The following is a 12,889-nucleotide window of genomic DNA, read 5'->3' as shown; positions in this document are numbered from 1 at the left end:
ACTTAGCGTACGATAAAATAAATATTTACCCTCTTTTTCCACACCTTTCTATTTTCAATACTCCCAAGCCACTAATAACAAATTTATAAAGTTATTTATTCTATAATGTTAAATAATTAGATAACAAAAGAGTAAATTAAGGACGAGCATATGTGTTTACTTATTTTGTTGATACATGAATCAAGATCTTGATGGACAAAAAATAGCCGTTGCATTTAATAACGCTTAGTTATATTTTGTTTCGAAAGATTAATATTTTATAAATTAAAAATGAAATTTGTCAGTTGTCTGTTAACACTTCTTTCTTCTGCCGTTATAGCAAATCCACTACCTGATGATGAGAAACTCATTGCTTCTTTAATTGAACGCGGTGTTATTTGCGATAATCAAACCTATGAAGAAAAACAAGAATCTCTCCAGATTTATCTTGCTAATAGATTCGACAAAAAAAACAAAAACGATAAGAAAGATAATAACACCAATATAAAAAACAACCCGACTGAACAAAAGTGTATTTCAGCAATTAAGAAATAGCTCAGGCTGAAAGTCACTTAAAAGGAATCTTCCCATTGATTGGGATTTTGTTGTTCACGCAACGTTATAACCGCTTAATAAGTGGTATTTGGCAATCAAAATATAATAAGGAAATAATATGAGTCCTATGAGGAAAACACTGCTGGCAACAGCGGTGCTGACCCTTTTTAGTGTCAGTGGTCACGCCAAAACACCTATAGATTTAGGTGTGATGAACGAAGAAAAAATTATCGAGATGCTCGTTAGAAAAGGGGTTCTTGATGAAAATTCTTCGGTAGAAGAGCAAAAAAACGCCCTTGATAACTACTTAAACACAAAGCTTAATGGAGGCTTTAAAGGAGACGCTCAATTCGGCAAGAAAGCGCTGGAGCAGCGAGCTAAGATCCTAAAGTCTATCGAAGCAAAGAAAGGTCACCATAAAGCACATGTGTTTGCTTTTGATTTATCACAAAAGCGTACAGACAAAGTCCTTGCCCTACTCGTCGACTTCCCTGACTTACCTTGGGATGAAAACCGACTGACTTCCGAGCATACTGAGATGCTCTACGATAGTTACAAACCCGAACACTACCAGAACCTACTCTTCTCAGGTGCAGGCTATCTTGGCCCAAATGGAGAAAACCTCATCTCCATGCGTCAATATTACGAAAGTGAGTCAGGTGAAAGCTATAGCGTAGCTGGTCAAGCGGCTGGCTGGTACCGAGCGTCGAAGAACGCGTCTTTCTACGGGGGTAACTCTCCTACAACGGACAATGATCTCAATGCTCAAGAGTTAGTACGTGAAGCCTTAAACCAGTTAGCACAAGATCCAAGTATTAATCTGGCCGACTACGATATTGAAGATCGTTATGATTACGATGGTGACGGCAACTTCCGTGAGCCTGATGGCGTCATTGACCACCTGATGGTATTCCACTCTTCGGTGGGTGAGGAAGCCGGTGGTGGTGTCTTAGGTGATGACGCAATTTGGTCTCACCGCTATAATTTAGGTAAGTATCATGTGCTTGAAGGTACGTCTAGCAACGTCCCTGGGCGCTTCGGCGGTAAATATGCCGCATTTGATTACACTATCCAACCTATTGATGCCGCAGCAGGTGTCTGTGCTCACGAATATGGGCACGATCTCGGCCTTCCAGATGAGTACGACACTCAGTACACAGGTAAAGGTGAACCCGTCTCTTACTGGTCTATCATGTCTTCAGGTAGCTGGGCAGGAAAAATTGGGGGCACACAACCAACCGCATTCAGCTCGTGGGCAAAACAATTTTTACAAGAATCCATTGGCGGTAAATGGATTGCTAACCAAACCATCTCTGCAGATGCTCTATCGAGCAAAGGTGAAGAGATTACGCTGTATCAGACGATCGACAATGACAAGCAAAACATGGTTCGCATTGACTTACCAGTCAAACGAACTGAAGGTCATAAACCGTTCGCGGGCAATTATAGCTTCCATTCAGGTAAAGGCGATGACCTAAAGAACAAGATGTCTCGTCAACTGACTCTACCAGAAGGCAACAGCGTCAAGCTGACGTTTAAAGCTTGGTATCAGATCGAAAAAGACTATGACTACGCTCGAGTGCTTATCAACGGTCAGCAGATCGAAGGTAACATAACAACCATGGATGACCCATACAACACAGGTCTTGTTCCAGCCATCGCTGGCGAATCTGACGGTTGGGTTGATGCCGAGTTCGATCTATCTCAGTGGGCAGGTCAAACCATTGAACTGAGTTTCGATTATGTGACCGATGGCGGCTTAGCTATGGAAGGTCTTCACCTCGATAATATTTCCATTGTGGCTGACGGTAACACAACTCTGATCGATGATGCGGAAGATCAATCTAGCTTTACATTCGATGGTTATCGGTTAAATGATGGCTTCAATGAAGCTGCTCATTACTACTTACTGCAATGGCGTAGTCACAACGATGTCGATGAAGGTTTGAACAACATCAAACGCTTTGGAAAGCTGATGTCATTCGAGCCAGGGCTGATCGTTTGGTATGTAGATGAATCCATGACGGATAACTGGGTAGGCAAACACCCCGGTGAAGGTTGGCTAGGTGTTGTCGATGCCGATCAAAACGCCATGATTTGGGCAAATTCAGGAACAGCAGCGCAAACACGATACCAAGTTCGTGATGCAGCTTTCTCTTTAAATGACCAGAAACCAATGCGTTTGGAAAACAGCGACGGTGATGTACTTGAAGATGTGAGCCTGATTGGTAATGCCTATTTCGCTGACAACCAAGACTACTCAAACCCTCAAGCACCAGATGCTGGCCGACTTCTCACTGAGCACGGTGTGCAAATTGAAGTGATCAACCAAGCTGCAGACAACACTTACGGTGTAATCAAAGTATCGAAAGCAGAAGCACCTAATCAGCCGCCGGTCGCTGCATTTACGCTGTCTATTGATGGTTTGAAGGTTACTGCAACCAACACGAGTTCAGACAGCGATGGCTCTATTGTCGCTTACGACTGGGATTTTGGTAACGGTGAGTCGAGCAATGAGAGTACTCCTACATGGACTTACCTCAATGACGGCAGTTATACAGTATCTTTAACAGTGACGGATGATCGTGGTGACCAGCACACAACGACAGAAACCATTACAGTAGAAGCTGACAACCTACTCCCAACCGCCAGTGCACGCTACATACACCTTGGTCGCTGGGTCACTATGTGGTCAACAAGCTCAGATCCAGATGGCCGCATCGTTGATACTGAATGGGTTCTACCAAACGGAAAAGTGAAACGTGGACGCATATTTACTTCTATCTTCCCGAGCTACGGTAAGCAAGAAGTCCGCTTGACCGTCATGGACAACAACGGTGATAAAGTCACTAAAATCATAACTGTCGATCTATAAGGGTTTCCCCGTTCCTTAACTTCCTACTCCTCTTATTTGAGTGAGATTTGAGCGCAACTTAAGTTGCGCTCTTTTTTTATCCATTACAGTTTTTTTTTATTTTTATCATTATAGTAATCACCTTTTATTCTACGCATTACAGCCAAGTCTATTTTTATCCCATGTTCGGCTAATGTTTTTTAACCAAAACATTAATAATGTCAAATGATACACTCAGTTTATTTCTATAAATCGCCACTTCAAAAAATAGCCATAAAATTCGACTTCTAAATGTTTAAAAATCAAACGCATTGCTTATTAATTATTCCTAATCATTAAACACTCATTTATGGATAAAAATTTGATCTTGATTCAATCTCAATTCATTTATCAAATGAATACTTTGACTGTTCTATGTTATATATGCAAAAAATAATGAGTAAATACTCTACAATCAAAATAATAAGTGCATAATTATGAATAAAACGTTGATTTTAGCTAGCTGCATTTTGGCAACACCTACCGTTTTTGCAGATAACTTACCAATGACACCAGAAGCTGTAACCGCAAGTTATGCTTCTGAAGTACAGGACACACAAACATACACTTATGTCCGGTGCTGGTACCGCCCTGCACAAAATCATGACGACCCTTCTACTGACTGGGAGTGGGCGCGTGATGATAACGGTGACTACTACACCATCGATGGGTATTGGTGGTCATCGGTTTCATTCAAGAACATGTTCTATACCAACGCCTCTCAAACAGAGATAGAAAACCGCTGTAAAGAGACACTTGATGTTCATCATGATAGTGCCGATCTTCTTTACTATGCCTCGGATAATCGTTTCTCATACAACCATAGTATTTGGACAAACGACAACGCTCTCAACAACAGAATCAATCGTATCATTGCTTTTGGAGATAGTTTGTCGGATACAGGTAACCTATACAATGGTTCCCAATGGGTATTTCCTAACCGCAACTCTTGGTTTCTTGGCCATTTCTCGAATGGCTTTGTATGGACTGAATACTTAGCCCAGGCAAAAGGGGTCCCGCTGTACAACTGGGCAGTGGGTGGCGCTGCGGGCACCAACCAATATGTAGCCTTGACAGGGATTTATGATCAAGTTACGTCTTACCTAACCTATATGAAGATGGCGAAAAACTACAACCCTGAGAACAGTTTAATGACTCTTGAGTTTGGCCTAAATGACTTTATGAACTATGGCCGAGAAGTGGCCGATGTTAAAGCAGATTTGAGCAGCGCATTGATTCGGTTAACGGAATCTGGAGCAAGTAACATTTTGCTTTTCACCTTACCCGACGCAACTAAAGCTCCACAATTCAAGTATTCAAACCAAGAAGAAATTGATACCGTTCAAGCCAAGATTCTTGAGTTCAATGACTTTATTGAAGAGCAAGCAAGGTTATATCAAGATAAAGGGCTAAACGTGGTTCTGTATGACGCCCACGATATCTTCGATAAAATCACATCCAACCCTAAGCAGCATGGTTTTGAGAACTCAACGGATGCGTGTTTGAACCTCAATCGCAGTTCTTCTATTGACTACTTATACAGCCATGAGTTAACCAATGACTGTGCCTATCATAGCTCTGATAAGTACGTGTTCTGGGGTGTCACTCACCCGACAACAGCAACGCATAAATATATTGCCGATCAAATCATTGCGACGAAGTTAGATCAATTCAACTTCTAGAGTCAGTCCCTATCAAAAGAGGCAAAGTCATTTGCCTCTTTTCATCCTTTAATGCATCACTAAGCCGCTACACGCCTCACTCTGAAGACATTAATGCCGAACAAAGTAATTACGGCAAGTACAAATGGAAGTACATAGATATTTAAGCTCTCCCACCCCACTGTCGCCTCTAACCAACCAGACAATAATGCAGTCATTGTCACACAGCTAAAGACAAAAAACTCGTTAAATGCCTGAGCCTTAGATTTGTTATGTGTCTCATAAGACTGACTGAACAAACTCGTAGCAGCAATAAACATAAAGTTCCATCCAACGCCGAGTAAAACAAGAGCCAATGAAAAATGCCAGATAGATTGTCCGTGGATATTGATTGCTACACACAGTACAAATAAGATAGCGCCAGTGAGGATCATCTGCCTTGCGCCATATTTCTCAATCAGTTTACCGGTGAAAAATGCTGGAACAAACATACCCAAAACGTGCCATTCAATAACTCCTGCGGCTTTCTCAAAATCGAAGCCACAACCAATCATTGCTAAAGGCGTTGCTGTCATCAAAATATTCATTACCGCATAAGCCACCATGGCAGCAAATACAGCTAACATGAAGTTAGGTGCTTTAATGATTTGCCTGATCGAATCTGGGCTATCTTTTGTTTTACTTAGCTGATGACTTGGAAATTCAATAGTTTGCAACAGGCATAATGCGATGATGTTAAGTACAATGAGAGACATAAACGCCCCGACATAAAGTGAATCACCTGTCATCTGCTGTGAGTAAACAGCAAGGTTTGGCCCAAGGATAGCAGCCAGTACACCACCAGCCATAGATATTGAGATTGCTTGATGCCGTGCATTTTCCTTACAAACTTCTATGGCTGCAAAGCGGTATAAAGTCCCAAAGCCGATACCAATACCTAATAGAAAAGTGCCGAAACAAAACAAATAAAACTGCTCACTATACAGAGCGTATGTCGAAACAGACGCCCCCGTAATGCCCACTAGATTCCCTAAGCTAAACCCTTTTCGCCTACCGAACCTCCCCATGATCAAAGAGGCTGGAATAGTGGCACTCATCAAGCCAAGAAATTGCAGAGCTACAGGCAAAGTAATCATACTTTCAATCGGTGCTATTTCCTTACCTACTAGTCCGATCACAGATATCAGGAGAATGTTTCCTGTCATCAACAATGCTTGACACAGTGAGAGGATCCAAACGTTTCTGTTCACTTTAATGCCTCTTTAACCGCTGCATTTGCGTGTATCTCTGCAGTATCGAATAAAGGAACTTCCGTGTCGTCCTCGCTAATGAGTAAGCCTATCTCAGTACATCCGAGAATCACCCCCTGTGCACCTTGCTCACCTAAATCTTCTATGACCGTTTTAAAGTCCTGCTTTGATCTTACGCTCAGGGTACCAAGACACAGTTCATCATAGATGACGTCATGTATAAGTCGGCGCTGAACACCATTCGGAACAATAACCTCAATCCCAAATTTATCCGTCAAACGTTGTTTGTAAAATGATTGTTCCATGGTAAATGCAGTACCAAGTAAGCCAACTTTATTGATTCCTTGTTCAACCAATACTTGACCTGTTGTATCAGCAATATGCAGTAATGGAATAGAGATCGCCTCTTCTACCTGACTGGCTACTTTATGCATTGTATTGGTTGCAATAAGCACAAAGTCCACGCCTGCTTTTTCTAGTGACTGGGCAGCATTACTCAGAATAACCGCGGTTTTCTCCCATTCACCTTTATGTTGCAAAGCTTCAATCTCCGCAAAATCGACGCTATTTAAAATCAACTTTGCAGAATGCAAGCCTCCCTTCTCTGCTTTGGTTGCTTGGTTAATCTGCTTGTAGTAGCTGACTGTTGACTCCCAGCTCATACCACCAATAATACCAATTGTTTTCATCGCACTTCCCTTCACATGATTACTACACCAATTAATCAAATGCGTAACAAAATTACAAGATGATTTCCAAGCTCACTGACATAAAAAAGCCCTGAGTAGAATCACTCAGGGCTTTTCAATTTCTATCACCAAATTTAGCTGGTAACTTCTTCTTTGACGGGGAGCACTTGCTTGACATAGTCACCAGGAGCAGGGCCAAGTACAGGGAACTGCTCGTTGCCCGTATTAAACGGCTCCACTTGCTCTTCTGGGCTAAAGCCTAATAGCCATTGATGCCAATGCGTCCACCACGATCCTTCAGTGTGCTGCGCATTACTTAACCATTCATCCGCGCTTTCATCTAAGCTGTCATTGGTCCAAAAACCGTATTTATTCTTAGATGGATGATTGACGATACCCGCAATGTGGCCAGATTCACCTAAAACGAACGTTTTATTACCACCAACGTTCAAAGCACCGCGATACGTACCCTGCCACAAGGCAATATGATCTTCTTTAGTGGATACAAAGTAGCTTGGAATCTTAATCTTATTGAGATCGATCCATACACCACCAATCTTGACACCCTTGTCCTGTACCAATTTATTGTTCAAATACAGTTCACGAAGCATAAAGTTGTGACAGGTTGAACTGACATTGGTGCTATCACTGTTCCAGTACAACAGATCAAAATCTACTGGGCTTTGGCCTTTAAGATAGTTGTCTACATAGTAATTCCAGTAGAGGCTATTTTCACGAAGCAGGCTGAAAGTCACGCTCAAAGAGCGGCCATCCATATAGCCCTTAGCGTTATTCTGCGCTTCAATGGCACTGACAATCGTATCGTTGATGTATGCACCTACCTCTCCAGGTTGCGAGAAGTCGAGCAATGTAGTGAAGAAGGTTGCACTCTTAATACGTTTTTTCATTCGCTTAGCAGCATAGTAAGCAATAGTACTTGCCAATACAGTGCCACCAATGCAGTAACCCGCTGCGTTAATCTGCTCTTGTCCGGTAATATCTTCAATCGCAGATACTGCCTTGACCACACCATCCGTCACGTAGTCGCCAAACTCAACATGGCTTTGTGCCTTACCAGGGTTACGCCACGACATCATAAATACCGAGTGTCCCTGTTCAAGCAGCCAACGAACCATTGAGTTTTTCTGGCGTAAATCAAGGATGTAATATTTGTTGATAAATGGCGGCACGATTAAAAGTGGTGTTGCATACACTTTTTCCGTCATCGGACGATACTGAATTAACTCAAACAGTTCATTACGATAAACGACTTCACCTGCCGTATTAGCAACATCATCACCTAAACGAAACGCGTTATTGTTCGTCATGCGAATCTTTAAGATATCAGCACTCGACTCTGCGTCTTCTTTCAGTTGTTCTAAGCCTGCAAGAAGGTTTTCACCATTTTGCTCCAGAGTCAGTTTCAATAGCTCCGGGTTAGTCGCGATAAAGTTACTAGGAGACATCGCATTGATTGCTTGCCGAGAAAAGAAGCTAATGCGCTCTTTCGCTTTTTCATCTAAGCCTTCAATGCTATCGATAGTTTGTAGGTAAGTTTTACTGAAAAGTAAGTATGACTGTTTGATGAAGTTATAAAACACATCGTTTTGCCATTCTTCATTGGAGAAGCGTTTATCTCCTTTTTCCGCTTCAACAACAGATGTGTTGTTTTGTGCCAAAACGACATTTTGCCAGATTTGCAGTTGCTGTTGCCACCAATCAGCTTGGATTTTCAACATAGTAGCTGGTTGGTTAGCTGCACTTTCGAAGAGTTTCGTTGTATCTTCGAAATTGACTTCTTGCATGGCTTTGTTTAGAGGGGAATTAACGGCTGCCCTGCTTAGTTCTAGATCTTCCCACCATTGTTGATTGGTTTCCTGAAGCTTCACAAGGTAGTCCGAAAAGAAGTGTTGATACATATTGCTACTCCTATGATCGGAAAAAATGCCGCCTCTCGGCGGCAAACAAGTCAGTGCTATGCGGGAGTCACTGTCTTAAGGTTTTCCGTAGTAAGCTGATCAACATCATCTTTGAACTCTTTAGCGATAGATTGTAGCTTGTTGCTGTCATCCATCATTTGCTGAGAGAGCTTTGTAAGTACAGAAAGCTGCTGGCTGTTAAATGCAGTCAGAGAAGTGACATCTTTAATCTCACTTGCCGCTTTCATTTGAGTTAGGCCCATTTCGCTGTAAGTACGGATAGCATTTAGCTGAAGCTCTGTTAACACTTCTACGTTCTTAGTCACAAGTTTGTTGAATTTTACGTAGGGCTCTAGGCTTTTTTCAGTTTGGTCTGTGAAAGATTTGAAAAAATCAGTGTACATAGTCTTACTCCTGGGTTAATTCCATTTTAATTTAGCTAAAATTCAGGCTCGAATTGAATTTAAGCGATTGATTTAATAACAACAGCCGTTCCCATACCGCCACCAACACATAGCGAAGCGACACCATAAGTCCCATTGCTTCGGTTAAGCTCGTGTACAAGAGAAACCAAAATACGGTTACCTGATGCACCCAGAGGGTGGCCAAGAGCAATCGCACCACCATTTACGTTGGCTTTATCTAAAATCGAAGAAACAGATACATCGTGCTCTTGTGCGAGTTTATGGATAACACCAAGCGCTTGAGCGGCAAACGCTTCGTTCAACTCATAAACATGTATATCGTCTGTGGTAATATCCGCTTTACTCAAAGCTTGCGTCACAGCTTCAACAGGCCCCAATCCCATGATCTGCGGGTCTAAACCGGATTGCGCGTAGCTAACTATTTCCGCAATGGGTTCTAAGCCATGTTGTTGAACCGCACTCTCGCTCGCAACGATAATGGCACTCGCACCGTCATTGATACCAGAAGCATTCCCAGCCGTTACCGTCCCTTCTTTATCGAATGCTGGGCGCAATTTTGCTAAACCACTTAGCGTAGCACTTGCTTTAGGGTACTCGTCGGTATCGAACACAATGGTTTCTTTGCGTTTTTTCACATCCACAGCAACAATTTCATCAACGAATTTGCCAGCTTCAATCGCAGCCACTGCTTTCATTTGGCTAGCCAGAGCATATTCATCTTGCTGCTCACGGCTAATGCCCACTTCTCGCGCAACATTTTCAGCCGTTTTACCCATGTGGTATTGGTTAAATACATCAGTTAAGCCATCGTTGATGAGCAGATCCGTTAGATTCATGTTGCCCATCTTGTGGCCGTCGCGAATGTTGCTAGGCACAATGAAAGGAATTTGAGACATCACCTCTACGCCAGCGGCGACGACGACAGATGCATCACCGGAGCGAATGTGGCTGACCGCGTCCATGACGGTTTTCATGCCACTGCCACATACCATATTCAGTGTATAGGCAGGCACAGTCTCAGGGATTCCAGCATAGATGGCGGCCTGACGACCAATTCCCATGCCTTGCCCTGCACCAACCACGTTGCCGACAATCACTTCATCAACTTGTTCAGGGCTTACCTTCCCTTGTTCCAATGCAGCCTTAATAGCAATTGAACCTAGGTTTCCTGCTGCAATGTCTTTTAATGTTCCGCCAAATGCACCGATTGGTGTGCGTTTTGCGGCAACAATATAAACTTTTTCCATCACACTCACCCTTAATGCATGTATAAGCCGCCGTTTACGGACAATGTCTCACCCGTAATATATGCACCCGCATCGCTGACAAGAAATGATACCGACTTAGCGATCTCTTCTGGTGTAGCAAGACGCTTCATCGGGATCTGAGCTTTAATCGACTCCAGCACTTCTGGCTTCATTTGCTCCACCATTGGCGTGCCCGTGTAGCCTGGAGCAACCACGTTAACAGTGACACCACTTCTTGCCCCTTCCGCTGCAAGCGCTTTAGAAAAACCGATCATACCGGCTTTCGCTGCAGAGTAGTTTGTCTGACCAAACTGGCCTTTGAGACCATTGACTGAAGAGATATTAATGACTCGCCCATTGCCTTTTTCACACATCGCAGCAAACAAGGGTTGCGTAACATTAAACAAGCTATTGAGATTTGTTTCGATGACATCTTTCCAAGCTGATGCGGTCATTTTCTTGAACACACCATCACGAGTAATACCTGCATTATTCACAACAACATCGATCGTGCCTTCTTCCTCTAATAGCAAAGCCAAACGTTCAGCACATTGTTCAGTGTTTGTGACATCCAACTCAAACAAGCGGACTTGATCTTCGTTGAATTCTTTGTCGTTAAACCAATCCAGAGCGCACTGATAGTTACCAGTAAAATAGGTAGCGATTACACGATAGCCATCATTCACTAGTTGAGAAGAAATTGCAGAACCAATTCCGCCTTTTGATCCCGTGATCAAAGCGACTTTTTTCATTAAGAGACTCCATTCTTAACAGCAATTAAATTTATTCGCCACTAACTGGTGCTCAAGCCAAGCACCAACCAACGTTATTAGTAATATTTCAGTAAGGCACTTTCTGTCCTTAGTTCTGATAAATAAAACTAAACTCTTAATGTTACAGTTCAAATACTTTTTGAGTTTAGTTGCATAATGTTGAACGAGATCTCATAAGGAATGAAATGTTATATAAGTGTTAACTTACCATAAGCCATTGATTTGAAATGAATTAAATTAAAACTTATTTTTATCAGAAGTGTATAAAACATTGTTTTAGCTTGAATTTTCATTGCTTACACCTATTTCATCAGTCTTTATCACCTTTTAAAAAGCAAGTATTTTTGTTGCAGATAGGTTGATATTATCATGACAAAACAATCAATTTCCTATGACGTTTAGTTTTCATTATGCACTTTATGGAATTTACAATTCTAATAATTAAATAAAATGCATCCTATTAATTTTGGAATATATTAAAAATCTCTAAATATGTTTTAAAATATAATCATTTCTAAATATTTTATACTTATTCTATAACTCACCACCGTTGTAGAACCTAAAACATACCATGCCCCCAACCGCTATTTGAGTTCGCTTCTAACCCAGTGATGACCAGAGTTTAGTAATGTGTTTGTCACGGCTAGTTGGCTACACGTCTGCACCCTGCGCTTATTTACCGCATGCATTATAGGTTTATGGTATGAATATTTTCGTGCTTTAAGAGATGAAAAGCGGTTAGATTTCTGATAGAAATACCGCGTCGTAAGTAATTGAAAAAGAAAATGCTAGAAAAAAAACAAGGCCGCCGTAGCGCCCAAGATGCCGAGCAGACGAAGTGCGATATCATGAAGGTTGCGACTGAACTATTTTGCGAGCTTGGTTATGAACGTGTATCACTACGTAATATCAGTGAAAAAGCTGGAGTTTCACACAGTTTGATTCGTCATCACTTTGGTAGCAAAGAAAAAATCTGGCACGCAATCAGTGACCGATTACATAGCTATATAGAGGCTTATATTCATACCATAGTCAATAATATGCCCAAGGGTATAAGTCCGAACATAAAGCTGTACTTGTTTTCTGTTCAGCTTCTCGCCCATCTATTGACCTTCAAGCAACCAATACAACTTATCGCCGATGCCGTACGCCAAGAAGATACACTTTTTGACTACTTCATTGACCATTCAGGCGAGCTGGAAGCGTTAGTCAACCGCATTGCTGATGACTATAATCAAGCATTCCCCAACACTCCGATAAAAATCTGGGAAATCAAATGGCAAATGATTATGTTTGCACACGGGGCAGCTAGCCTCGAACCATTCATGCGAGAAACCTGGAGGGATGAAACCGAGGACTATTCACAGTGCTTACTCAAGCATTGGAATATGTTCAATCAAATGATGGCATGTCGCTTTCAAGTTCCACAAACAGATATGCTTACACCAGATAAAGTTGAAGAGTTAGTCTTTGATCTAACTTGTGAGCGATAAAAAAG

The 12,889-nt window shown here is 42.0% G+C and carries 10 protein-coding genes; 4 read left to right on the top strand and 6 right to left on the bottom strand.

Annotation, left to right across the window (positions count from 1 at the left end):
- Window positions 1-270 precede the first annotated feature (270 nt).
- From L1D23_RS02120 to L1D23_RS02110, 3 genes are all read left to right on the top strand, one after another.
- Window positions 271-534, top strand: coding sequence for a hypothetical protein (locus L1D23_RS02120; protein ID WP_239835217.1), 264 nt, complete (start codon window positions 271-273; stop codon window positions 532-534).
- 118 nt (window positions 535-652) lie between these two features.
- Entirely contained in the window at window positions 653-3,409 is a 2,757-nt protein-coding gene (locus L1D23_RS02115) for an immune inhibitor A domain-containing protein (RefSeq protein WP_239863961.1), read from the top strand.
- A gap of 455 nt (window positions 3,410-3,864) precedes the next feature.
- Window positions 3,865-5,109 carry an SGNH/GDSL hydrolase family protein gene (locus L1D23_RS02110; protein WP_275658274.1) on the top strand — a complete coding sequence of 415 codons (1,245 nt, stop codon included), beginning with the start codon at window positions 3,865-3,867 and terminating at the stop codon, window positions 5,107-5,109.
- A gap of 59 nt (window positions 5,110-5,168) precedes the next feature.
- On the opposite strand, the gene L1D23_RS02105 is transcribed toward L1D23_RS02110, so the two are convergent.
- The 6 genes from L1D23_RS02105 to L1D23_RS02080 all read right to left on the bottom strand — a co-directional run bounded on the left by L1D23_RS02105 (window position 5,169) and on the right by L1D23_RS02080 (window position 11,370).
- Complete coding sequence (locus L1D23_RS02105; RefSeq protein ID WP_239863960.1) at window positions 5,169-6,338, bottom strand: MFS transporter; 1,170 nt, start codon at window positions 6,336-6,338, stop codon at window positions 5,169-5,171.
- On the bottom strand, window positions 6,335-7,027 hold the full coding sequence (locus L1D23_RS02100) for an aspartate/glutamate racemase family protein (RefSeq protein WP_239863958.1): 693 nt from the start codon (window positions 7,025-7,027) through the stop codon (window positions 6,335-6,337). Before L1D23_RS02100 ends, L1D23_RS02105 begins: the two co-directional genes overlap by 4 nt.
- A 134-nt stretch (window positions 7,028-7,161) precedes the next feature.
- Window positions 7,162-8,946, bottom strand: a complete 1,785-nt coding sequence (gene phaC / locus L1D23_RS02095) for a class I poly(R)-hydroxyalkanoic acid synthase (protein ID WP_239835221.1) — start codon at window positions 8,944-8,946, stop codon at window positions 7,162-7,164.
- Window positions 8,947-9,002: 56 nt separating this feature from the next.
- Complete coding sequence (locus tag L1D23_RS02090; RefSeq protein WP_239835222.1) at window positions 9,003-9,350, bottom strand: phasin family protein; 348 nt, start codon at window positions 9,348-9,350, stop codon at window positions 9,003-9,005.
- Window positions 9,351-9,409: 59 nt separating this feature from the next.
- The gene (locus L1D23_RS02085) at window positions 9,410-10,618 is read right to left on the bottom strand and encodes an acetyl-CoA C-acetyltransferase (protein ID WP_239835223.1); all 1,209 of its coding nucleotides are present in this window, start codon (window positions 10,616-10,618) and stop codon (window positions 9,410-9,412) included.
- Window positions 10,619-10,629: 11 nt separating this feature from the next.
- Window positions 10,630-11,370 carry an SDR family oxidoreductase gene (locus tag L1D23_RS02080; RefSeq protein WP_239835224.1) on the bottom strand — a complete coding sequence of 247 codons (741 nt, stop codon included), beginning with the start codon at window positions 11,368-11,370 and terminating at the stop codon, window positions 10,630-10,632.
- Window positions 11,371-12,176: 806 nt separating this feature from the next.
- On the opposite strand from L1D23_RS02080, the gene L1D23_RS02075 reads away from it, so the two are divergent.
- Window positions 12,177-12,884 carry a TetR/AcrR family transcriptional regulator gene (locus tag L1D23_RS02075; protein ID WP_239863957.1) on the top strand — a complete coding sequence of 236 codons (708 nt, stop codon included), beginning with the start codon at window positions 12,177-12,179 and terminating at the stop codon, window positions 12,882-12,884.
- The last annotated feature ends 5 nt before the right edge of the window (window positions 12,885-12,889 follow it).

Source organism: Vibrio sp. Isolate24 (genome assembly GCF_022398215.1).
Taxonomy (GTDB): domain Bacteria; phylum Pseudomonadota; class Gammaproteobacteria; order Enterobacterales; family Vibrionaceae; genus Vibrio; species Vibrio coralliilyticus_A.
Note: the sequence above shows the minus strand (reverse complement) of the source record. Positions and strands in the feature narration are given on the sequence as shown.